24 protein-coding genes are annotated in these 23,451 nt (G+C 36.9%); 16 read left to right on the forward strand and 8 right to left on the reverse strand.

Translation table 11 applies throughout. The annotated features are described in order from the left end of the window. Nucleotides 1–46 precede the first annotated feature (46 nt). Together PCY10_RS00370 and PCY10_RS00375 are read right to left on the reverse strand one after the other, a co-directional pair. A complete protein-coding gene (locus tag PCY10_RS00370) occupies nucleotides 47–346 on the reverse strand; it encodes a DUF1827 family protein (protein WP_003071940.1) in 300 nt (99 codons plus the stop codon). Between the two features lie 63 nt (nucleotides 347–409). Next, nucleotides 410–859: an NUDIX hydrolase gene (locus PCY10_RS00375; RefSeq protein WP_021002483.1), complete on the reverse strand. Its 450-nt coding sequence runs from the start codon at nucleotides 857–859 to the stop codon at nucleotides 410–412. A 156-nt stretch (nucleotides 860–1,015) separates the two neighbouring features. Between PCY10_RS00375 and PCY10_RS00380 the strand changes: the two genes are divergently transcribed. Both PCY10_RS00380 and PCY10_RS00385 read left to right on the forward strand, forming a co-directional pair. Continuing rightward, on the forward strand, nucleotides 1,016–1,909 hold the full coding sequence (locus PCY10_RS00380; protein WP_003077000.1) for a YafY family protein: 894 nt from the start codon (nucleotides 1,016–1,018) through the stop codon (nucleotides 1,907–1,909). 59 nt (nucleotides 1,910–1,968) lie between these two features. Further along, nucleotides 1,969–2,574, forward strand: a complete 606-nt coding sequence (locus tag PCY10_RS00385; RefSeq protein ID WP_003071947.1) for a GyrI-like domain-containing protein — start codon at nucleotides 1,969–1,971, stop codon at nucleotides 2,572–2,574. Nucleotides 2,575–2,620: 46 nt separating this feature from the next. Here PCY10_RS00385 and PCY10_RS00390 read toward each other — a convergent pair whose 3' ends face one another. Then, nucleotides 2,621–4,888 (reverse strand): ATP-dependent Clp protease ATP-binding subunit, encoded by a 2,268-nt coding sequence (locus PCY10_RS00390; RefSeq protein ID WP_021002484.1) that lies wholly within the window; start codon nucleotides 4,886–4,888, stop codon nucleotides 2,621–2,623. Between the two features lie 239 nt (nucleotides 4,889–5,127). Between PCY10_RS00390 and PCY10_RS00395 the strand changes: the two genes are divergently transcribed. Both PCY10_RS00395 and PCY10_RS00400 read left to right on the forward strand, forming a co-directional pair. Then, nucleotides 5,128–5,358, forward strand: coding sequence for a DUF1797 family protein (locus PCY10_RS00395; RefSeq protein ID WP_003023686.1), 231 nt, complete (start codon nucleotides 5,128–5,130; stop codon nucleotides 5,356–5,358). A 152-nt stretch (nucleotides 5,359–5,510) separates the two neighbouring features. After that, complete coding sequence (locus tag PCY10_RS00400; protein WP_003077029.1) at nucleotides 5,511–6,053, forward strand: ClbS/DfsB family four-helix bundle protein; 543 nt, start codon at nucleotides 5,511–5,513, stop codon at nucleotides 6,051–6,053. Nucleotides 6,054–6,496: 443 nt separating this feature from the next. On the opposite strand, the gene PCY10_RS00405 is transcribed toward PCY10_RS00400, so the two are convergent. From PCY10_RS00405 to PCY10_RS00415, 3 genes are read right to left on the reverse strand one after another with little or no spacing between them, the layout of a single operon-like run. Next, nucleotides 6,497–7,885 (reverse strand): ABC transporter permease, encoded by a 1,389-nt coding sequence (locus PCY10_RS00405; RefSeq protein ID WP_003071961.1) that lies wholly within the window; start codon nucleotides 7,883–7,885, stop codon nucleotides 6,497–6,499. A 23-nt stretch (nucleotides 7,886–7,908) separates the two neighbouring features. Continuing rightward, on the reverse strand, nucleotides 7,909–8,556 hold the full coding sequence (locus PCY10_RS00410) for an ABC transporter ATP-binding protein (protein WP_003071962.1): 648 nt from the start codon (nucleotides 8,554–8,556) through the stop codon (nucleotides 7,909–7,911). A gap of 11 nt (nucleotides 8,557–8,567) precedes the next feature. After that, nucleotides 8,568–9,860: an ABC transporter permease gene (locus PCY10_RS00415; RefSeq protein WP_009569159.1), complete on the reverse strand. Its 1,293-nt coding sequence runs from the start codon at nucleotides 9,858–9,860 to the stop codon at nucleotides 8,568–8,570. Nucleotides 9,861–10,129: 269 nt separating this feature from the next. Between PCY10_RS00415 and PCY10_RS00420 the strand changes: the two genes are divergently transcribed. The 7 genes from PCY10_RS00420 (at nucleotide 10,130) to PCY10_RS00450 (ending at nucleotide 17,688) form a co-directional block, all read left to right on the forward strand. Beyond that, nucleotides 10,130–10,984, forward strand: a complete 855-nt coding sequence (locus PCY10_RS00420; RefSeq protein WP_041787370.1) for a bifunctional methylenetetrahydrofolate dehydrogenase/methenyltetrahydrofolate cyclohydrolase — start codon at nucleotides 10,130–10,132, stop codon at nucleotides 10,982–10,984. A 105-nt stretch (nucleotides 10,985–11,089) separates the two neighbouring features. Further along, nucleotides 11,090–11,923: an NAD(P)H-hydrate dehydratase gene (locus PCY10_RS00425; protein WP_021002486.1), complete on the forward strand. Its 834-nt coding sequence runs from the start codon at nucleotides 11,090–11,092 to the stop codon at nucleotides 11,921–11,923. An 83-nt stretch (nucleotides 11,924–12,006) separates the two neighbouring features. Then, nucleotides 12,007–13,002 (forward strand): LacI family DNA-binding transcriptional regulator, encoded by a 996-nt coding sequence (locus PCY10_RS00430; protein ID WP_003071972.1) that lies wholly within the window; start codon nucleotides 12,007–12,009, stop codon nucleotides 13,000–13,002. 99 nt (nucleotides 13,003–13,101) lie between these two features. Then, nucleotides 13,102–14,391, forward strand: coding sequence for a sugar ABC transporter substrate-binding protein (locus PCY10_RS00435; protein ID WP_301558734.1), 1,290 nt, complete (start codon nucleotides 13,102–13,104; stop codon nucleotides 14,389–14,391). A gap of 88 nt (nucleotides 14,392–14,479) precedes the next feature. Continuing rightward, entirely contained in the window at nucleotides 14,480–15,364 is an 885-nt protein-coding gene (locus PCY10_RS00440; protein ID WP_003071975.1) for a carbohydrate ABC transporter permease, read from the forward strand. A gap of 1 nt (nucleotide 15,365) precedes the next feature. After that, the gene (locus PCY10_RS00445) at nucleotides 15,366–16,217 is read left to right on the forward strand and encodes a carbohydrate ABC transporter permease (protein WP_003076941.1); all 852 of its coding nucleotides are present in this window, start codon (nucleotides 15,366–15,368) and stop codon (nucleotides 16,215–16,217) included. A gap of 7 nt (nucleotides 16,218–16,224) precedes the next feature. Further along, entirely contained in the window at nucleotides 16,225–17,688 is a 1,464-nt protein-coding gene (locus tag PCY10_RS00450) for a glycoside hydrolase family 32 protein (protein WP_021002488.1), read from the forward strand. Nucleotides 17,689–17,796: 108 nt separating this feature from the next. Here PCY10_RS00450 and PCY10_RS00455 read toward each other — a convergent pair whose 3' ends face one another. Together PCY10_RS00455 and PCY10_RS00460 are read right to left on the reverse strand one after the other, a co-directional pair. Next, a complete protein-coding gene (locus PCY10_RS00455) occupies nucleotides 17,797–19,026 on the reverse strand; it encodes an acyl-CoA thioesterase/bile acid-CoA:amino acid N-acyltransferase family protein (protein WP_021002489.1) in 1,230 nt (409 codons plus the stop codon). Between the two features lie 46 nt (nucleotides 19,027–19,072). After that, nucleotides 19,073–19,534 (reverse strand): MarR family transcriptional regulator, encoded by a 462-nt coding sequence (locus PCY10_RS00460; protein ID WP_021002490.1) that lies wholly within the window; start codon nucleotides 19,532–19,534, stop codon nucleotides 19,073–19,075. 282 nt (nucleotides 19,535–19,816) lie between these two features. Here PCY10_RS00460 and xseA point away from each other — a divergent pair, with 282 nt between their 5' ends. From xseA to PCY10_RS00485, 5 genes are read left to right on the forward strand one after another with little or no spacing between them, the layout of a single operon-like run. Beyond that, nucleotides 19,817–21,157, forward strand: a complete 1,341-nt coding sequence (xseA, locus tag PCY10_RS00465; protein WP_021002491.1) for an exodeoxyribonuclease VII large subunit — start codon at nucleotides 19,817–19,819, stop codon at nucleotides 21,155–21,157. Further along, a complete protein-coding gene (locus PCY10_RS00470; RefSeq protein ID WP_003068213.1) occupies nucleotides 21,135–21,347 on the forward strand; it encodes an exodeoxyribonuclease VII small subunit in 213 nt (70 codons plus the stop codon). Before xseA ends, PCY10_RS00470 begins: the two co-directional genes overlap by 23 nt. Beyond that, complete coding sequence (locus tag PCY10_RS00475; RefSeq protein ID WP_021002492.1) at nucleotides 21,344–22,246, forward strand: polyprenyl synthetase family protein; 903 nt, start codon at nucleotides 21,344–21,346, stop codon at nucleotides 22,244–22,246. Before PCY10_RS00470 ends, PCY10_RS00475 begins: the two co-directional genes overlap by 4 nt. Beyond that, on the forward strand, nucleotides 22,212–23,027 hold the full coding sequence (locus tag PCY10_RS00480; RefSeq protein ID WP_021002493.1) for a TlyA family RNA methyltransferase: 816 nt from the start codon (nucleotides 22,212–22,214) through the stop codon (nucleotides 23,025–23,027). The genes PCY10_RS00475 and PCY10_RS00480 overlap by 35 nt, the downstream gene beginning before the upstream one ends. Beyond that, entirely contained in the window at nucleotides 23,020–23,451 is a 432-nt protein-coding gene (locus tag PCY10_RS00485) for an arginine repressor (protein WP_006269766.1), read from the forward strand. The genes PCY10_RS00480 and PCY10_RS00485 overlap by 8 nt, the downstream gene beginning before the upstream one ends.

A 23,451-nucleotide genomic window follows, 5' to 3' on the forward strand; every position in this document is an offset into this window, starting at 1 on the left:
TGCGAATTCCCTCCTTTTTTAGATAAAAAAATAAGCCCTGTGAGGCCTATTTGGTTGGAATGGATATTTCAATAAGATTTGTTGAATAGAGTGTCTTAATTCGAGATGCATCAATCGATTTTGTATTAACCTTTCGTTTCAGAAAAAATTCTCGAATTTTTTCAACTTCTTGTTCACGAATGGCACGGTGTTTATTTGAAATCAGAATTTCATAATGAAGAGGGGCTTGCGTAAAGACGACGTCTGTATTTCCGGCGGAAAAAGTCTCAACTAGTGTAGCATCTGTACTTTCTAATTGACTTTGTACAAGGCGTGCATGGCTGTTTGTCGTGTTAATAAGCTTCATCTGATTTCCTCCTATATTCTATCCCTATTATAGCACTTTTCCATAAGAAATGTGAACAATTTCTCAGACTTTATGACTCTTTTTCCACATTTCAATTCCCCATTTATGGCTTCCACGTTTTAGTTTGGAAATAGCTTCTTCGATTGGAAACCAAGCAAGCTGATTAAAATCCTCTAACGGTGCTTGTAATTTCTCATAATGGCTTATTTCATAAATGTAGGCAGGGTTATAAAAATAAGTGTCGCGGTGACGAGAATAGAAATATTCATCTGCTTCTCCGTAATATTGACCAATGTGAGCAGTAAAACCAAGCTCTTCAATCAGTTCACGTTTTAAGGCAGTCAAGTGATCTTCGCCTTGCTCAATCTCGCCTCCTGGTAAGAACCAAGCACCGTTTGGAGCCTGGACTAAAATTATATTTTCTTTCTTTTCGTCTGGAATAACTGCGTAAACACCATAGCGATTAACATATTGAATGCCTTCTTGTCTTTCTCCAAAAGTTGCGACTGTCATATTTGTTCCTCTTTTGTGACTAGTTTACTATTATCATAAAGGATGAAGTGGTTACTGTCAAGGGTTTAATAAGATTTCGTTTTGTTCAGTCACTTGTTATTAAAACAAGACAAGATTTGGCAAGTTATAATGGTATAATTATAGAGAGGTGAAAACATGACTCAAGGAAGATTACTAGGTATCATTTATTATCTACTAGGGAATGGGCATGCTACAGCACCAGCATTGGCTGAGAAGTTTGAGGTGTCGATTCGTACTATTTATCGTGATGTGGATCGGTTAAGCAGTGTAGGTATCCCTATTTATTGTAATCCGGGGAAAGGCGGTGGCATTTTTTTACTGGATTCATTTGTACTGGATAAAAGTTTACTATCGGCTCAGGAGCAAGAAGAATTGCTCTTATCTGTACAAGGCTTACAAGCTTTACGAGAAGAAAATCAAGTATTAGAAAAGCTGCAGGCTTTGTTTCAAATTAAAATGGATAACTGGCTACAAATTGATTTTACAGATTGGCGTGGACAAAAATACTATCAAGAAACGTTCGAGCAGATTAAGAGAGGAATCTTTCAGAGGCGGCTTCTTCAGTTTGACTACTTGAATCAACAGGGTGAAGAGATGAGCAGATGGGTTGAACCTATGCAATTGATTTTTAAAAGTCAAGATTGGTATTTATATGGATTTTGTCGGAGAAAACAGGATTTTCGGTTATTCAAACTAAGTCGAATCAATCACTGCCAGCTATCACCTGAAATATTTGACCGAGAATTAAGACAAGCTGACTTTCAAAGTAAAGAAAACCAACAGGAAACAATTCGGCTACAATTGAAATTTGAAAAACATCAAGCTTTTCGTGTCTATGAAGAATTTTCTGGTTTGATTTCGACAGATGTGGTAGGAAATTTACTTGTAGAAGCAGAATTTCCGAATCATGACAGTCTTTATGCTTATCTTTTATCCTTTTTGGATGGAGTGGAAGTGTTAGAACCGCCTGAAGTGCGACAGAAATTAGCAAAAAAATTAAACGAAATTTTCCAAAAATATAAAAGTTGACAGAAACTGACAAGTTTACTTTGTTATGATTATGATAGAAAAACGAAAGGGGTAAACAAATGAAATATGAATGGAGAAAGGCTGAAAAAGCTATATATGGTGTGAAGGCAAGTCCGACGCTAGTGACGGTTCCTGACCAGACTTTCATTATGATTGACGGAGAAGGCAATCCAAATAGCTCTGATTTCTCTGAGCGAGTTTCGGCTCTGTACTCTCTTGCTTATGCAGTTAAAATGGATTATAAAAAATCCAATCCAGAGCTAGAAGTGACAGATTTTACAGTCTATCCGCTGGAAGGGATTTGGCGGCAAAAAGAAGCAGAAGTTTTAGTAAAAGATGACTTGGTTTATACAATTATGATTGCACAGCCGGAGTTTATCACCAGAGAAATGGTTGAAAAAGCTCTTGCAAAAGTAAAAGTGAAAAAACCAAATTTACACTATGATGAAATTCGCTTCGAACGAATGGATGAAGGAAATAGTATTGCAATGCTTCATGTAGGACCTTTTGACGATGAACCGCAAACTTTTGCGAAAATGGATGCTTTCTGTCAAGAAAATGGGTTAAAACGTTGTATGAATTACCATCGTGAAATATATTTGAACAACAAAAATCGAACAAGTCCACAAAAGCTGAAGACAATTTTGAGATACAGGGTTCAGTAACTAGAAATCACTCCTTAGAGAAACTTCTAAGGAGTGATTTTTGTATCTAATTAGCATTGTTATCTATTGTTGTCTTGGATTTATTCTCAGATTTTTTAGCTGGTTTGATGACAATCTTACCATTACTTGTCATGATAGCTTTGAGCTCTTTGTCGCTTGGATGTTCAAGATAGTAGTCAGTGATAGCATCCTCAATGTGATCTTGGATTGTCCGACGAAGTGGACGAGCTCCCATTTTCGGATCGTAACCAAGATTAACTAATTTTTCCTTGACTTTATCTGTTACATCTAGGTAAATGTCATTCGTGGCAAGCCGTTCATTGACATCTTTAAGCATCAAATCTACGATTTGTAGGAGATTTTCCTTGCTAAGAGATTTGAACTCAATAATACCATCAAAACGGTTCATAAATTCTGGACTGAAGAAGTTTCCTAATTCACCGATAACAGAATTGGTTCGTCCTTCACGCGCTGCACCGAATCCGACGTTTGCTTCAACTTTTCCAGTACCGGCGTTGGAAGTCATAATGATAATCGTATCTTTGAAACTGACTGTCCGACCTTGTCCATCTGTCAGACGTCCGTCATCCAGTACTTGCAAGAACATATGCATGACATCTGGGTGAGCTTTTTCTATTTCATCAAGTAAAATGAGAGAATAAGGATTACGACGTACGCGTTCTGTTAATTGCCCAGCCTCTTCGTAGCCAACGTAACCTGGAGGCGCTCCGACGAGTTTTGCTACGCTATGTTTTTCCATATACTCACTCATATCAAAGCGAATCATGCTGTCAGCTGAACCAAAGAGCTCAATCGCTAGTTGTTTAGAAAGTTCTGTTTTGCCGACACCGGTTGGCCCAACAAAAAGGAAAGAACCAATTGGTCGGTTTGGTGTACCTAGTCCAACTCGATTACGGCGAATAGCTTTGGCAATTTTATCAACAGCATCATCTTGACCAATGACATGAGTTTTCAAATCATCAGCCAGACTAATCAATTGTGATTGTTCCTTTTCTTTCAAGTCGCCAACTGGAATATTGGTCTTTTGCTCAATGATATGTTCAATGGTTTTTTCACTGATAAGAGGCGTATCTTGATCAGCCATTTTATTTTGCTGCATTTCTTTGTATTTGGCAATTTGGTCACGGAAATAAGCAGCTTTTTCAAAATCTTCATCACGAGTAGCTTGTGCCTTGAGATTTTCAGCTTCTACCAATCGTTGATCAATGACTTTTGGATCGACAAAGTTAAGTGTCAGATTCATCTTAGAGCCTGCTTCATCTAGCAAGTCAATGGCCTTATCAGGCAAGAAGCGATCTTGGATATACCGATTGGACAAGACAGCTGCTGCTTCAATGGCATCGTCGGTGTATTTGACGTGGTGATAGTCTTCGTATTTCTTTTGAATACCTTTGAGGATAGTGATCGTTTCTTCAACTGTTGGTTCATCAACTTTTACAGGCTGCATACGGCGTTCCAGTGCAGCATCTTTTTCGATAATCCGGTATTCATTGAGAGTTGTGGCACCAACTAATTGGAGTTCACCGCGAGCAAGTGCTGGTTTTAGAATGTTTCCAGCATCCATATTTCCATCACCGGCAGAACCAGCTCCAACAATTTCGTGAATTTCATCAATGAATAATATCACATCCTGACGAGAGCGAATTTCGTTCATAAGTTTTTGCATTCGTTCTTCAAATTGACCACGGATACCAGTTCCTTGAACCAAGCTAACGACATCTAAGCGGATAACTTCTTTGCCTTGGAGTTTATGTGGCACATCACCGTCTACAATTTTCTGAGCCAAGCCTTCGACAACTGCTGTTTTACCGACACCGGGCTCTCCGATGAGGACAGGGTTGTTCTTCGTTCTACGATTGAGGATTTCAATAACACGAACAATTTCCTCATCACGACCAATCACGGGGTCAATTTCACCACGCCGAGCAAATTCAGTCACATTGATACCGAATTCTTCTAGGAGACCTTTAGGTTGCTGTGGTGCTTGTTGGCGTGTACTATTGCCTTGATTGGAGCCATAGCCTCCATTGCCATATCCACCACCTGATTGAGTAGGAGGAGTCTGCGGTTCTTGATGATTTTGAAAATTCCCTATATTGCTAAAGAAATCATCAAATGGGTCTAGGTTGTTTTGATTATTCATATTGGTCATGCCACGAAATAAGGCATTGTTTGGATCCGTTTTCATGATTTGATAACAATTTTGACAGAGGTCAACTTGATGTTGTTTCCCATTAACATTTGTGTAAAGATGAATGGTAGATTCATTTATTTTACAGTTTTGACAAAGCATACGCTACCTCTTTCTTTGAAAAATTTACTTGGCGAAGATCAATTGGTCAATTATAGTCAAACTTCTTAGTTTCATTATAGCAGTATTCTAAAACATTGCAAGGATAAAGTGTTAAAAGAGAGAAGTTTATATTTGAGCGTTTCATTTTGTGTTAAATTTACCAAAAATGGGTCTTTTGCTGGTATTTCATCTTTCATTTGTGGTAAAATAGTAACGTATAAATGAATAGGAGAAGGAAAATGGAATCACATTTAGTAAGAATTATCAATCGTTTAGATGCTATGACAAAAGATGGTGGCAATCTGAAACGTAATTTTGAACGTGACGGAGTTGTTGTAGCAGAAGTAGCTTATAGTTATGATGAAGAAAATGGCTCAGTTTTCACTTTGCGAGATGTTGCAGCGCGTGAAACATATACGTTTGATAGCATTGATTTGATTGCGATGGAAATCTATGAATTGTTGTATTAAGTTTGTAAGTCTCTAATAAGAATATCCTCTAAGTATCCACTTAGATGTGAACTGTATCCCAAAAGTCAGACACAAAAAATCTAGCTTTTGGGGTCAGTGCAATATTGTCAAGTTGTTTCCTGTTCATTCAGAAAGCAGAAGGAGAATTTAACATGGTAAGGCCGACTAGCAAGACTGAGTTGATTAGTGCAGCGACACAGCAATATGCAAAGCTACAGTCATTGATTTCTCAATTAACAGAAGAAGAGTTGAATACCCCATTTGATTTTTCAAAAGATGAGAAACGGAAAGAAGCTCATTGGAAGAGAGATAAAAATCTTAGAGATGTTCTCATTCATCTTTATGAGTGGCAACAATTACTTCTCAATTGGGTGTATTCTAATCAAAATGGTGTAGAAAAGTCATTTTTACCACTAGCTTATAATTGGAAAAACTATGGTGAGCTGAATGTGGCATTCTGGCAGAAGCATCAACAGACTTCGTTAGAAGAAGCAACTAAAATGCTTCATCAATCTCAGAAAAACGTGCTGGTTTTAGCTGAAAATTTTACGGATGAAGAGTTGTTTTCAAAGGGCATCTATAAATGGGTTGGAGGGAGTACCCTCGGCTCCTACTTTATTAGTAGCACATCAAGTCATTATGACTGGGCTATGAAGAAGTTGAAAGCACATCGAAAGAACTGTAAAAGTCAGTAAACAATCAGTAGGGTTGGTAGCAAAAAGACAAACAACATACAATGGCTAAGAGAGCAAATCCAAAGAACTTCACATCATTCTTTGATATGTCAAAGCGAATCCAAGGTTATTCCGTTCGAAGGTTGGCAAAAGTAACTTATCAAGTAAGGTAGTGGGGCAGAACGAAAAATTGAATATGTTTAGTTTCGCTCTCTTGTTTTTAGGCTCAGGTTACTCAAGAGACCAGGAGACTGTTGAGGTGGTGAATAAAGAAAACGAAGTGTTTATCAAAGAAATTTGTTGGAGCCTAAAAGACGAACAAAATTGTGACTTGCTCCGCAAGTTCTATTCGCAACCTAAAAGCAGTGCTTTAAGCATTAGCTACCGTGTCAAAGGCTTTCGACCATAATAAAATGAGGCTGAGATCTTTTTCTCAGCCTCTTTATATGAATGGTTTCTGTGTTCTACTTGCTATTATCACCCATTAGTAAGTCTTTTGGTTGCTTACTAAGGAGTGTGACTGAAGCAATGAGGACGGAAACGATGACAATGGCAAGTCCAAAGATGACCACCTTGGTCATATCATCAGGAGATACATGTACATTGAGGCTAGTGAGGGTCTTGTTAAAGCCATCCACTTCAGCCCCGCCTCCAAGATTGGCACTCTTACCTTCTCGAGCTAGTTTTTCAGCAATACCACTGGTAACTTGTTTTAAAATGCTATTTCCCATCACCTTGCTGACAGCACTACCTGCAAAGTAAGCACCAATGAAGCTAAATATACTTACAAAGAGAACTTCTGTGATAAATTGGAAGAAAATCTTTGTTTTGCTAATTCCCATTGAAAGCATGATTCCCATTTCTTTTCTACGACCATTGATCCATAAGAACAAGACTAGGGTAAGAACAATCGCTCCAAAGATTAGAGTTCCGATTAAGAGATTTCCAGTAACGCCATAAATACCGTTAATAGAAGATTGAAGTGCTGGGAAGTTGCTTGTACTCTTAACAAGGGTGTAGGCTTCCCAATCAATAGATGATATTTCTTTTACTTTCGCCATCACTTTATCAATATCTTGGCTACCGTTTACAAAGAAAGTAGCATCTTGATAAATAGCGTTTTTATCTGTTGAACCTTGTAAAGTTTTAGTCGTTTCTAAATCTGTGATAAAGGTATTTTCATACAATTCTTGAGGACTAGAAACGCCTCCTTTATTTTTTCCGTCAAAAATTCCGATAACTGTCACTTTAGTAGTTTTATTAGCTTTGCGAACGTTATCATAGTCATAAGTATTCGATTTTATATTAATCGTATCCCCGACTTTAAGTTTGTTCTTTTCTGCAAAATCTTTATGAATTAAAGCAACATTTTTGTCATTTTTGTTGATATGTCTACCTTCAACTAGTTTGAAGGTTTCTGCGGTAAATTTATCATCTTTAGATGAATCGTTGATACCTGTTGCCATAATGGCACGGCCGAATTTTTGTTTTCGATCTTCGCTTTCAAAGTCGGTTTCTCCAGATTCAACCAATTGGTGATCAATTAGGTCAGCGACAACATTCATTCGTTTGATGTAGCCAGAGATACCTTTAACTTTTTCCACAGCTTCGATATCTTCGCCTTTAAGATTTCCTGCTCCGCGAGGGGTGCCTTGGTTCACTTCGCGGTTAATCTGCATTGAGAAACTGCTAGTGATATTTTTGAAAGTCTCTTTTGAAGCAGCATCTGTTGCATTTTTAACAGCAATACTGCCAAGTGTTAAAGTAGAGATGGCTAACAGGATCAAAAAGATAATCAGTGTTTTTATTTTTTTGCGCCATACATAGGCAAGGGCGTTCTTTATCGTTAACATATAATTTCTTCTCCTTGGAGGTCTTATTTATAATTCTTAGTGACTTCGACTAAGTTCTTATTGCTTAACTCTAAGACGACGTCCGCTTTATTAGCTAACTCTTTGCTGTGTGTTACAACAATCACACATTTATTTTTTTGTTTAGCTGATTTAATTAGGACTTCAATGATGTCCATGGCAGTACCTTCATCTAAGTTCCCAGTTGGTTCATCTGCTAAGATAATCGGTGCTGTAGATGCAAGAGCGCGTGCAATAGCAACCCGTTGCTGCTGGCCACCTGATAATCGTAATACGTTACGATGGATTTCTTTTTCGTTGAGTCCAAGTTGTAGTAAGCTATCTTTACTTGCTTGAGAATTTACGAGTCGAACATTCTCCATCGGAGTTAAGTAATCGATTAAATTATAATTTTGGAAAACCAGGGAGATTTGTTTCCGTCTGTGATGGTTATAGCCCTTTTGAGCGATGTCTTGATCTTCAAAGAGGATTTTTCCTTTTGTAGGAGTATCAAGTCCTGCAAGAAGGGAAAGCAAGGTTGATTTTCCTGCACCAGATTTCCCTATAATAGCATAAAATTTTCCTTCTTCAAATGAAGCTGTGATCTGATTCAATACATTTTCTTGTAGGCTATTGTATTGGTAACTAACTGAATCCATTTTTAAAATTGTCATGTTTTGTCTCCTTAACTTATATCGGTTAAAATATCTTTTGGTTTTTTATGTAGGATAATAGAAGATGAACCTACTACTGCAAGTAAAATAATGATGAGCAGTATTCCATAAGTCATCAGAATAGTAGAGGTATGTAACTGCGGAACGATATTTTCAAAAATAGCAGATGAGCTATCTTGTTGTTGACCGCCTTTTATAAACCCTTTGAATACCATAGTGGAAATATAAGAGCCACTAATAGAAGCTAGTGCCATACTAAATACTGATATGATAACCAGTTCCAGTATGAATTGAGAGATAATCATCGCTTTTGAAATACCGAGAGATAATAGTACTCCGATTTCATAAATCCTTTCTCTCAACCAGAACATGAGAATCAAAGAAAGAACGATGATACTTCCAATAATGATACTGAAAGTTAAAACATTAATAATCTGTTTGAAACTGGTAACAGAAGAAGAAACTGCTTCAAAAGCCTTAGAATTTTTAACAAGATCAGTTTGCTTCCAATCAATTTTTGACTTTTTGACTGTATTAATGACTTTATCAATTTGATTTGGATTTGATACGAAATAAACGGCTGCAGATAATTTATAATCAGCTGGTTTGTAGCCTTGTAAGTGTTGGCTCGATTCATAGTCCATATAGACAGTATTTTCTGTCGCATCTGAGCTTAAACCTGTTTGTTTCTCTTCTTTTTTTCCAGAGAAGATACCAGCAATTTCAAACTCTACTTCATGGAGTTGTTTAGCATCCTCATCCTTTAAGGAAGCTCCCTTTAGTTTTAGTTTATCTCCAACCTTTAAATGGTTCTTTTTAGCTAATTTTTCATGGATGAGAATCTTGGATTTATCACCTTTACGAATTGGCTTTCCTTGTTCAAGTTTGAAAACACCACTTGCAAAGGTTGTTTCTAGAGTAGAATCACTTGTTCCTAATGCAGCAACCAGATTGTTGAGGACAGGGTTTTGATTGTCTCTTGTGACACCTTGTTTTTTCTTAACAACAGTTTTATCTGTCAAACTTGCTAAAGCATCGTATTTGAAGTTGAATTTTGAAATTTCTTTATTCTCAAGTAATTTTTCTGCTGTTTTTAGTGAAAGTGGTCGTTCAAGTGTTTTACTAGTTATGGTAAAGCCGGTATTAGATGCGTCATAGATTTTCTTTTCGATATTATTAGTTGTTCCCATAATGGAAAAACTACTAGTTAAGGCAGTTGAAATGAGAGTAAGTATCAGAAATACAAGAAGAGTTTTAACTCTTTTTCTACTGATGTAATTCAAAGCCTGTTTGGCTATTTGCATAATTTTCTTCCCTTCTATATATTTTTAAACTAAATCGGTACCGTGTTCTATGTTAAAGCAGTTACCTTAAAATAGTTTTAAGTTTTAAGGTAATTTTAAGTTTTTTGGCTGATTTTTTTCTGTTTTTTATGTAAATTTTTATAAAATATTAAAAGCTGAAAGAAGGAAGGAATTCTACGATCGTTTGATTGATAACGTTTTATAAGAAAAAGCAGTCATTTTTTTGTTATATGTTATAATAGAATGAAGAAATTAGAAATGAGATGGATATGACAAAGATAATTGATGGCAAGGCTTTGGCAGAAAAATTGCAAACACAGTTAGCAGAAAAGGTTAGAAAATTAAAAGACGAAACAGGAACGATTCCAGGTCTTGTAGTGATTTTAGTGGGAAATAATCCAGCCAGTCAGATTTATGTACGAAATAAAGAGCGTTCAGCTTTGGCAGTGGGGCTTCATAGTGAGGTGGTACGTTTGCCAGAAACGACTAGCCAAGAAGAATTACTTGCTTTGATAGGACGATACAATCAAGACTTAGCTTGGCATGGTATTTTAGTGCAATTGCCTCTTCCAAAACATATTGATGAAGAAGCGGTGCTGTTAGCGATTGATCCCGATAAAGATGTGGATGGCTTTCATCCGATGAATATGGGGCGACTCTGGAGTGGCCATCCTGTTATGATTCCCTCAACACCTGCTGGTATTATGGAAATGTTTCATGAGTATGGTGTTGACTTAGAAGGCAAACGTGCGGTGGTCATTGGACGAAGTAATATTGTGGGTAAGCCGATGGCACAGCTTTTACTTGCTAAAAATGCAACAGTAACCCTGACGCATTCACGAACACATCATTTATCAGAGATCACAAAAAAAGCTGATATTTTGGTTGTCGCCATTGGTCGTGGTCACTTTGTGACGAAAGATTTTGTTAAAGAAGGTGCAGTCGTGATTGATGTGGGGATGAACCGTGATCAGAATGGTAAATTGATTGGCGATGTAAAATTTGATGAAGTATCAGAAATCGCTAGCCTCATTACTCCTGTGCCAAAGGGCGTTGGTCCCATGACCATTACTATGCTCATGGAACAGACATATAGAGCCTGCAAACGGAGTTTAAAGAAATAGAATGCGACATGTCTTCGATTTTGGAGGCATGTCTATTTCGTTTATGGTAAAATAAAGATAAACAAGGGTGTCACTTCTATACTGGCATAAGTGAAGGGAGCAAACATGAAAGTGGTAGACTATACATTATTGAAAAAGGTTATTCAGCCACGTGCGCTGAATGGTCACAAGGGAGAGTATGGTCGTCTGTTATTGATTGGCGGTACTTATCCGTTTGGTGGCGCAATAATAATGGCAGCAATGGCTGCGATCTATAGTGGAGCTGGCTTGGTCACAGTGGCAACAGATAAGGAAAATATCCCATCGCTGCATGCACAATTACCTGAGGCAATGGCTTTTGATATTCGGGACGAGAAATTATTGAAAGAACAGGTACAAAAGGCAGATGTGCTATTGATTGGTCCAGGTTTGGCTGAAAATCCTCTTGAAAAAGCTACTTTACAGTTGGTAATAAATCTTGTTAGTGAACGTCAAGTTTTTATCATGGATGGTGGAGCCATTTCTTTTTTTAGCAAAGAAGTTTTGCCATTTCCAAAGGCACATACGATTTTTACACCACATCAAAAAGAATGGGAACGGTTGAGTGGATTAAAGCTAACAGAGCAGACACTCGAAAAAAGTCAAGAAGCAGTTAATGCTTTTCCTGTTAAAACTATCGTTGTTCAAAAAAAGCATGGAACGACTATTTTTCAAAGTGGAAATCGGAACTGTTTTCAACTGTCCATTGGAGGTCCGTATCAAGCAACAGGCGGTATGGGAGACACACTTGCAGGTATGATTGCAGGCTTTACAGGACAATTTAAAACGAGCTCTCTACTAGATCGTGTAACTGCCGCTGTCTATCTTCATTCGGCGATTGCAGAGGAGTTGAGCAAAAAATCTTATGTGGTCTTGCCAACAGAAATTAGTAAAGCGATTCCTAAGTGGATGAAGAGATAGTGCCGTAAATAATGAAATTTATAAAAAATTCTTGTCTTTAAAGTGGTCGCATGGTAACATAAAAGTAAGAAAGGAGGTTAATTATGAAGGCAACAATGAAAGATGTCGCTGAGCTAGCTGGAGTGGGAGTTGGAACAGTTTCACGTGTTGTAAACGGTTATCGAGTAAAAGATTCTACATACCAAAAGGTTCAAGATGCTATTCAAATGTTGGATTATACTCCAGATGAATATGCTAGAGGATTAAAAACAAATCGAAGTAATATTGTTGCTTTGATTATTCCAACGATTTGGCATCCTTTTTTCTCTGAGTTTGCTTATTATGTTGAAAAGGAATTGCTGAAAAAACAGTATAAATTATTTATTTGTAATGCAGATGGAGATGCAGTTAATGAAATTGAATACATCGAAATGTTAGAAAAAAATAAAGTAGATGGCATTATTGGGATTACTTACTCAGATATCGATCGCTATATTTCCTCTAGTCTCCCTTTTGTCAGCTTTGACCGCCATTTTTCAGAAAATGTCGCTTATGTGACTTCGGAAAATTATATTGGTGGACAAATTGCAGCAAGAGAACTATTAGAGCGAGGGGCTAAACAGTTAGCATATATAGGGGGAACTAATATTCATGAAAATGAAACAACACAGAGGAAAAGAGGATTTTATGCAGAAGCAGAGGCACAAGGTTACTCTGTTTTGAAATTAGATATGTCAGAACCTTTGTTGAATCCTAAGCAACAAATTGCAGATTTTTTGGTAGCACATCCACAGATTGATGGTATTTTTACAGTCAATGATTTTATGGCACTAGATGTCATGAAAGTAATGGAAAAATTAGGGAAAACAGCACCCGTAGATTATCAAATTATTGGTTTTGATGGCTTGCGCAATGCTGCAGACCAGACTTACTTACTCTCAACAATTGCGCAATCATTGGACTTGATAGCCCAAGCTTCAGTTAATTTATTGCTTCGATTAATTGCAAAAGACAAAGTTGTCGAATCAAGAGTTACTATTCCAGTTCATTTTGAAGAAGGGGGTACAACGAAAAAGAAGGAATTTGACGAAAAAGTATAAAAAGTGTTGACTTTTGATGAAAGCGCTGTTATAATAAGATTATAAAAATGAAACGTTTCCAAAAAGGAGAGGCTTATGCGTAAAGGTATTGTTCTATAAATGGTTGCAGCTTTGTCAATCGGAGTGTTAACAGGTTGTAGTGGAAGTTCTAATAAAAGTTCAAAGAGCGCATCCAATGATGTAAAAGTTTGGGTTCAATTTTCTGATGAAACTGCTGAAGGAAAAGCTTGGGAAAAAGTCGTTCAAAACTTTAACAAAAAATATAGGGGTAAATACAAAGTTACGACAGAGTATATTCCTCGTAGTGGAAGCGGAGGCGGATACGAAGATAAGGTTAATGCTGCCATTTCAACGAATAGCCTTCCTGATGTGATTACACTTGATGGTCCCAACACAGCTGCTTATGCAAAATCAAAAGTTATTGCACCATTAGATAAGTATCTAAAAGATAACAACATGGATGATGTTCTTGATAGTATCAAGCAACAAGGTACTTATGATGGGAAATTCTATGCTTTTGGCTATTCAGAGTCAAACGTTGGTATTTATTATAATAAAAAAATGTTCAAAGAAGCTGGTATAGATGAAGCAAGCTTGCCAACTTTGAAAAAACCTTGGACTTGGGATGAATTTAAAGCGATTAGCCAAAAATTAAAAAATCATTTTAAAGAAGCTGCGATTGATTTCCGCCTTAATTCAAATGATGAAATGTTGCCATATGCTTATATGCCCCTGATTTGGTCAAATGGTGGTACGGTTGTCAATAAAAAGGGAACAAAGGCTGCAGGCTATTTTAATGCCAAAGAAAGCGTAGAAGCAGTTCAATTTATTCAAGATCTTATTAAACAAGGGTATACAACAGTTAGCCCAGTTGAAAAGGGGTTTGAAACCGGAAAATATCCAATGGTTTTGAGTGGTTCGTGGACAATTGCTGACTTACAAACTAATTACAAAGATATTGATTTCGGTATTTTACCATATCCGGTATCTAATAAGACAAAGAAATTAGTCTCTCCTTCAGGAAGCTGGCAATTGGCAGTCACTACTAAATCTAATAAAAAAGTAGCAGCGGCTGAATTTGTCAAATTTGCAACCAATACAGAATCAAGTGAAATCTTAAGCTTGGGGAATAGCGTTTTGCCAATTCGTAAATCAACTATCAAGAATATGCAAAATAAGGTTTCTGAACCAATGAAATTCTTGATGGAACAAAATGCAGCGACTGCTCATGCGCGTCCAGTTGTTGTAGCTTATCCACAAGTATCTCGGGCATTCCAACAAGCTATGCAAGATATTAGTTATTATAAGGAAAATCCAAGTGTTCAAAAAGTACTAGATTCACGTGCAAAAGAAATGCAAACAGCAATTGATGATTCCTTGAACAAATAGAATCTGTTCTAATCTTTGAGATGAGGCAATGTCCTAAAAAGCGGCTCTGTTTCATCTCCGTTTTATTTCAAGAAGAAGGAGATTTATTATGGTTCAAAAGAAGCGTCAGAAATTAAAAGAAAATTTATTAGGTTATGGTTTTTTATCACCTGCATTGATTCTTTTGTTAATTTTCTTAGTCATTCCGGTTGGAATGGTAGTCTATTACGCCTTTACGGATTATTATTTATTAACACCGAATGAGCGTAAATTTATTGGATTAGCTAATTTTGCTCGTTTGCTTAAAGATCCTACATTTCTGAAAAGCGTCTTAAATACGGCACAATTTGTTATCTGGATTATTCCAGTTCAGCTGGGTGCAGCTCTTGGGATGGCTTTGATTGTTAATAAAAAGCGAAAAGGAAATATGTTTTTCAAGGTTGCATTTTTTGCGCCAGTTGTTATGTCTTTAGTTGTTATTTCTATTTTGTGGTTGTATTTGCTCAATCCAAATAATGGTTTATTAAATGCTTTATTAAATAAAATTGGCATTGCTTCTCAACCATTTTTGAGAAGTCCAAAACAGGCTATGTATGCTATCGTGTTTGTCTCTGCTTGGCAAGGTGCAGGTTATCAAATGTTACTCTTTCTTGGTGGAATGCAAAACATTCCTCAAGATGTCTATGAAGCCGCAGAATTGGATGGTATTACTAAGTGGCAACAATTTCGCTATATCACCATGCCACTCTTGAAGCCCACTGCTTTGTTTGTGCTCTTAACGACCTTAATTTCAGCTTTTAAATTGATTGTACAACCAATGGTTATGACGCAGGGTGGCCCAATGAACTCTACAATTACCATGGTGTACTACATTTATCAACAAGGATTCACTGATCGTTTAGTCGGTTACTCTAGTTCGATTGCTCTAGTGTTTACAACTTTGATTGGTATGATTAGTCTCGTGCAAAGACGTGTCTTGAAGGAGGATGAATAATATGAAGCGAAAAAGGATAAAACCAAATACTATTTTGGAATATGTTCTCTTGCTTTTGTTAGCAGCACTCTTTCTTTTTCCAATGCTTTGGATGGTTGTTTCTTCTATGAAGCCAGAGGCAGAAGTTTACAAAAATTTAACAGGTTGGCAGGCCTTTTTGCCAAGTTTTAATCCACTAAATTGGTTTAAACCATACCAAGAAGTATTGGCACGATTTAGTATTTTAACCTATTTGTCTAATAGCTTGTTTTATGCGGGGACTTTTGCTATCGGATCGATTATTATTAATTCACTAGCAGGGTTTGCATTTGCTAAAATAAATTTTTCGGGGAAAAAGTATTTATTTGGATTTCTATTGGGATTGCTTATCATTCCAATGGAAACTATGCTCATTCCTCAATTTACGATTATCAATACTCTGGGGTTGGTTAATAATCGTTTAGCAGTTATTATTCCAGGTTTAGCAAGTATTTTTAATATCTATCTTTTTAGAAATTTCTTTATTGCTATTCCAGAGGAAATTATTGAATCTGCTAGAATGGACGGAGCTAGTATTTTACGTATTTTCTTTCGGATTATGTTGCCAATGTCAAAACCAGCAATTGCAACGGTTGGTGTGCTTTCCTTTATTTCCAGCTGGAATGATTATATTTGGCCTTTAATGGTGTTAACAGATTCTTCAAAATTTTCCATGCAAGTTGCTATTACTACAATCAATACGACACAGCCTGTTTACATCAATCAAGTAATGGCTGTGTTGACCATATCAACTATTCCACTGATTTTGGTTTATATCGTTGCTCAAAAATATATTATCCAAGGTTTAGGTGGATCAGGTACAGGGATTAAGTAGGTAATATATGAAAATAAACATTCAAAAAGCAAACGAATATATAGCTAATCACCGACATCAAGTAGTGAATCAGTACAGAGGCAAGCTTCACCTGTTGCCTCCAATTGGCTGGATGAATGATCCTAACGGGTTTGTCTATTTCAAAGGAGAGTATCATCTTTTTTATCAATTTCACCCTTATGATAGCATTTGGGGGCCCATGCATTGGGGACATGCAAAGTCGAAAGATTTGCTCCATTGGGAGGAATTACCAGTTGTCTTAGCACCAAGTGAAACTTACGACCAAAACGGTTGTTTTTCAGGTAGTGCATTGGTTGTAGATGATAGATTGGTACTTATTTATACAGGCCATGTTGAAGCTGGTGAGGAGCGGATAGAAACCCAGTGTATTGCGACATCTAAAGATGGTATTGTTTTTGATAAATACGTTGGTAATCCTGTTATCTCACAAGAACAAATTCAAAGAATTGCGGATATTGCAGATTTTCGAGATCCGAAAATGTTCAAATATGGGAATATCTATTATACTGTTGTAGCTTCTAAAACAGCTGATTCACGAGGTCAAATTCTTCTATTTGAATCAACAGATGGTTTCAATTGGCAATTCAAATCCGTTCTTCTGGAAGGAAATCAGGAAGAAGGAATCATGTGGGAGTGTCCAGATTTATTTGAATTAGACGGTAAATGGGTGCTTATGATATCACCAATTGAAATGAAACGGCAGCAATATCAGTATTGGAATATCAATTCAACGCTGGTCTTTATTGGGGAAATAGATTGGAAAATTGGACGCTTTAAAGTCGAACATCAACACGAAGTGGATGGTGGTTTGGACTTTTACGCTCCACAGACCTGCGTGAATGATACAGGAGAGCGATATCTGGTTGCTTGGATGCAAATGTGGAATCGGACCATTCCTTCTCACGAACTGGGACATGGATGGTCTGGCATGATGACCTTGCCTCGTAAACTTTCTATAAAAAACAATTGCTTGTATCAAGAAATTCCTCGTAGCCTATTTCAACAATTGGATGTACAGGGGAAAATTATTTTATCCGATAAAGAAGCTGTTTTGCGTCTTGAAAACAGTGTGAGACAACAGCAGTATATTCGTCTAGAATTAGAACAATTAGGTGATTTTGAACTTCAATATGCTAAAAATGAGCATAATCAATTCATTAAAATTGCTTATTCTCAAAAAAATCAAATATTAGAATTCAGTCGTGTAGGAGTGGGGTATGCAATTAAAGGAAAAGAAGAGCCGTATTCTGATACTCGCTATATGAGGTTAACATCATTGAACGAACCATTTATATTAGAACTTGCCCGCGATACAAATTCTTTAGAGTTGTTTATAAATGGTCAGACTATGTCTATGACTTTTTATGAAAAAAAGTTTGCCCATGATTTAGTATTGAAAAGAGAAAATAACTTTATAAAGGGGTGTTTAGAATTATATAATATTTCTTAACTTCTGCGATCTTTAGTTTATAAAATGCTTCTTATAAAATAACCCAATCGTTTTTCGATTGGGTTTGTGTGTATAAAAGTGAATAATTCATATAGTTCTCTACTAACTTTATAAATTCTGTTTAAAAAAATAAACTGTTTTTCTCCAAGAATCAATGCTATCTTGGAGCAGTCTTTCCCAAGGAATCTGATGATATCGATGATTTCCTTGATAAGCAACAGTTAACATATGTCTGCTATTGGGATATATAGCTAAATCTGAGACATATTTTTGATTGACCTTTTTCAGAATATTTAAAGAAGCTTGATAAGCTGGCCAAATTTCGTCATTTGGAGATGCAATTAGTAAAATATTAGCTTGTATTTTTTCTACAGGAATGATACTTTGTGGATTGAAATTACAAAGTTGCTTAAAGAATCTTTGTTTTATTAACTTTATAATGGAAAAAGCTGTGTAAGGCAGTTCGTTATTATGATAAGTCCAAGAAGAGGCCTTTGAATTTTTGTACCCTTTCAATCCTTCTAAAACTGCCATAGATGGGGAATTTAATACTAAGCAATGAATATCCGAAAACAAAGAGGCGGCAACTAAGGCAAATTCAGCTCCTTTTGAACGACCATATATTCCTATCCTATCAGAAGCAATATCGCTTTTTCCTTTAAGGAAATCAATTGCCTCTTTAATAATTTCTAACGGAATTTGATTTAGATTTTGATGCACCCCATCTAAGCCAAAATAAGCAAGTGCTAAACAGGCGAAGCCATGATTTGATAATAGCTGAGCGATGTTTTGGGCTTTTTCAATTCGACCATCACTTCCGCTAAGTACGATGATAGCAGGCATTTGTTGTTGATTCTTTCTACAGAAAAGGCGACCAATTGCTTGTTTAAATTGTACTTCATGGTAGTTGGTGTCTGGATCCAAATAATACCTTTCAAATTGGATTTCTTCTAGTATTTCTTCTTTTTGAATTACTTGAATTTGTAGATGAAAGCTAGAAAATAAGGGGATGTTTTTGATGTTTTTAGATAATTTCTTCTTTTCTTGACTTGTTGGTTGGAGATTGAAAAATAACCCCATTTCGCTTACTCCTGTGTAAGAACCAGAGATAGCAGGAGTTTTGTTTAGAGAGATGCTTCCTTTTGCGTTTGTCAGAAAAATAGCTTGAGACTGCCAAATAGTATCAGGAGATAAAGCCATTGATGTATTAATATTATAATAATCTCGACTAATCATTCGGACAGTTGCTTCTTGATAAGGATGTAAACCAGTAATTCTGATATTAAAAGGTGAGTCAGCAAATAAATTAGGACTTTCTACAAAAATTTTTACAACCATTTTAACCTCCCTCTGTTAAGTGCGTTTCACACAGTAATAAAAACAATTAATCTAACCAGGGTAAAGTTTCCCATAGTAATTTTGTTTCTTTCATTAAGTTTTCAAATGAATCAATTATCTCAGGGGGATAATGATTCAAAATTTTTAACAGTTCTTGACTAAGATATTGCTGTTGCTCTTTATGAATTTTTAAAATTTTTTGACCTGTATCAGTTAGAACCAATTGATATCCGATTTTAGAGGTGCGAGATGGTAACTTTTTGACAAGATATTTTGTTTCTAATCTTTTTATCATCTGACTAATTGCAGAACGAGAAATATTTTGAAGTTTAGAAAGTTCTATCATGGAAATCTTATTATTTTTGCCAATTTCAACAATTGTATGAACTTCTGCAAGGGTTAAATTTTTAAATGGTTTAATCCAATGTTGCTGCTTTTCCAATTGTAAATAGGCTTGTATGAACGATTGAAATAATTGATTGAAAGAATATAGTTCTTTTTTATTCATAGCCCCTCCTTGTTAAGCTGCTTAACATTATAACAAAATCTTTGTATAGAAGTCAATAGAGTAGGCTTCTATCTTGCGAATGTTTAGACCATATCTATGAAATACTTGTTATTTTTTAGTACTTTGTGTAGTTTAGCAAGCTCATTGAGGAAGGATCAGCTTGAAGTCTAGGAAACTAGGCTTTTTTACACTTTTATGAATTCTGTCAATGATTTTTTATAGATAGTTTGGTATAATAAACATTACAAATGAAGAAGAACTATAGGGGAAGAAAGGAGAGAAATGGCTGAGTATTTATCTGTATCGACCTTGACTAAATATTTAAAGTTAAAGTTTGATAAAGATCCTTATTTAGAGCGGGTTTATTTGACAGGAGAAATTTCCAATTTTCGCAAACGTCCGAATCATCAGTATTTCTCTCTCAAAGATGAAAAGGCTGTTATTCAGGCAACAATCTGGGGCGGAGTTTACAAAAAGCTAGGTTTTGACTTGGAAGAAGGCATGAAAATCAATGTTGTCGGCCGGATTCAGCTTTATGAGCCAAGTGGCTCCTACTCTATTATCATTGAAAAAGCGGAGCCCGATGGTGTAGGGGCTTTAGCAATTCAGTTTGAGCAGCTAAAAAAACGATTAGGGGAAGAAGGCTTGTTTGAGACTCGATTTAAACAAACCTTACCACGATTTCCTAAGAAAATTGGGGTAGTGACTAGTCCTAGTGGTGCAGTGATTCGTGATATTATTACAACTGTTAGCCGTCGTTTTCCAGGAGTAGAGATTATTCTTTATCCAACCAAAGTACAGGGAGAAGGAGCTGCTACTCAGGTGGCAGATAGTATCCGTCGTGCTAATACGCGAAGGGATTTAGATGTCCTTATCATCGGCCGAGGTGGTGGGTCAATTGAAGATCTTTGGTCATTTAATGAAGAAATTGTTGTCCGTGCTATTTTTGAATCTCAAATTCCAATCATTTCAAGTGTAGGGCATGAAACAGATACGACTTTGGCAGATTTTGTTGCAGATAGACGCGCCGCAACGCCAACTGCCGCTGCAGAACTAGCAACGCCTGTAACAAAATTGGATCTCTTAGCGCACATACAGCAGCAACAAAATCGTTTGGCTACTGCTACATCTAATCGTCTTACTTATAATCGTGAGCGATGGGGTAAGTTGAGCCAGTCTGTCATTTTTCGTCAACCGGAACGATTATATGATGGCTATCTTCAAAAATTAGATCAATTAAATTTGCGACTCAAGCAACAAATTCGCGAATATTATAGTGAAGGGATGCAGCAAGCAAGGTTGTTAGAACATCGTTTGGAGGCTTTATCTCCCTTAAGCATGGTTCAGACTTATCAAGAACGTGCAGTCCAGTTGGAACGCCTTTTACGTAGCAATACGGCAGTGATTTATGATTACAAGGTAGCAGAAGTCAAGCGATTATCTGATGCATTGCTTATGTTGGATACCAGTCGAATTGTGGCTCGTGGCTATGCGATTGTTCAAAAAGACGACAAGGTGGTGTCAGGTGCCAAAGATATAGAAACGGGTGACAAGGTCAGTGTGGTTATGCGTGATGGTCATCTGGAAGTTGAGGTAAAAAATGTCAAAAGAAAAGAAATTTGAAGAAAATTTAGCTGATTTAGAAGTCATTGTGCAAAAGTTAGAAAACGGAGATGTCCCTTTGGAAGAAGCGATTTCTGAGTTTCAAAAAGGAATGCAACTTTCAAAAGAACTTCAAGCAACCTTAGATAAGGCAGAAAAAACACTAGTCAAGGTTATGCAGGCTGACGGTACAGAAACGGAAGTGGAATGAAACAAGACGAAAAATTGGTTAGAATTGGACGGACTATTGAGAATTTTTATGTTCAAAAGATGGTATCGGCTGATTTGATTGAAGCGATTCTTTACTCGATCAATGCAGGTGGCAAGCGGATTCGCCCTCTGCTGCTTTTGGAATTGTTAGAAGGTATGGGTTTGGAATTGACAGAGGCCCATTTTCAGGTGGCCGCAGCGCTTGAGATGATTCATACTGGAAGTTTGATTCATGACGATTTACCAGCTATGGATGATGATGATTATCGTCGTGGCCGTTTAACCAGCCACAAAAAATTTGGAGAGGATATGGCTATTTTAGCTGGGGATTCGCTCTTTTTGGATTCTTATGCCTTAGTAGCAGAAGCGGCATTACCTAGTCAGATTAGGGCAAACTTAATTGCAGAATTATCTCAAGCTGCTGGAACCTTTGGCATGGTTGGAGGTCAAGTTCTTGATATGCAAGGAGAAGGTCGTGACGTTAGTTTGGAAGAGTTACAGGTTATTCATGCTAACAAAACTGGTAAGCTCCTGACCTATCCTTTTATTGCAGCTGGTTTGATTGCTGAACTAGCAGAACCGCAGCAAGAAAAATTAAGAAAAACGGGTCAATTACTTGGACTAGCTTTTCAGGTGCGAGATGATATTCTAGATGAGACAGCTAGCTTTGAGGACTTGGGGAAGACACCACAAAAAGATGTAGCAGCAGGGAAGGCCACTTATCCAGCTATCTTGGGCTTGGATGGTGCTAAGCATTTCTTTGAAGAACAGTTGAGCGCAGCTGAGATTTTATTAGCAGAAGTAGAAATGGACATAGATTTTTCAGGGTATGCTATCAGAAAAATAATAGAAAGTTTGAGGCTGAATGACGAAGGAAAGAGTAGATGTTCTAGCTTATAAGCAAGGTTTGTTTGAAACGAGAGAACAAGCTAAACGAGGGGTCATGGCAGGTTTAGTTGTTGCCATTGCCAATGGTCAACGTTTTGATAAACCTGGTGAAAAAATTGATGAAAGTATGGAGTTGAAACTCAAGGGAGAAAAGCTCAAATATGTCAGTCGTGGTGGTTTAAAATTAGAAAAAGCTTTGCAGGTGTTTGACATTTCAGTTGAGGAGCAGGTCACGTTGGACATTGGAGCCTCGACAGGTGGCTTTACGGATGTTATGCTGCAAAATGGTGCACAGCAAGTCTACGCAGTAGATGTCGGTACGAATCAGCTGGCATGGAAACTCCGTCAAGATGAGCGAGTGGTCAGCATGGAGCAATTTAACTTTCGTTATGCTGAAGCAGCTGATTTTGAGAAGATACCTAGTTTTGCCTCCATTGATGTCAGTTTTATCTCGCTTCGTCTCATTCTACCAGCTTTGCATAAGGTTTTGGCTAAAAATGGAGAAGTTGTGGCACTCATTAAGCCGCAGTTTGAGGCCGGTAGAGAGCAAATTGGCAAGAATGGAATTGTAAAAGATAAAAAAGTGCATCAAGCAGTTTTAGAAAAAGTAACGGACTTTATGGTTGAAGCCGGATTCTCTGTCAAAGGTCTGGATTTCTCCCCTATTCAAGGTGGACATGGGAATGTGGAATTTCTGGCCTATTTAGAAAAAAGGTTTCACCCCGAAAACCTAGTAAAGCCGATGATTACAACTGTCGTGGAAACAGCACATAAGGAATTTAAGGATGAATAAAAAAGAAAGATTAGAAAAAATTAGACATTTTGTGTCGGACTATGAAGTTGGAACACAAGAAGCCATTGTAGAATATCTGAAACAATCGGGAATCACAGCAACACAGGCAACCATTTCACGAGACATTAAAGAGTTGGGAATTGTCAAAATTCCGCAGAAGAATAACACCTATATCTATGAATTACCAAAATCAGCTAGTACAAGCTTAAAATTAGCGGATAACAATATTTTAGACTTTGAGTTGTTAAGAAATATGATCAACCTTCGCCTTGTCCCTGGAAGCACAGCTTTTGTGAAGCGACAAATTGTAGAAGATTTTTCTGATGACATTTTTAGTATTTTAGCGGATGATGACACAATCCTCCTTATTTTCCGTAATGAAGAAATGGCTCATAAGGTATTGGAAGAGATAAAAAATTGGTAG

The organism is Streptococcus sp. SI1 (assembly GCF_030439945.1).
GTDB classification, from domain to species: Bacteria; Bacillota; Bacilli; order Lactobacillales; family Streptococcaceae; genus Streptococcus; species Streptococcus intermedius.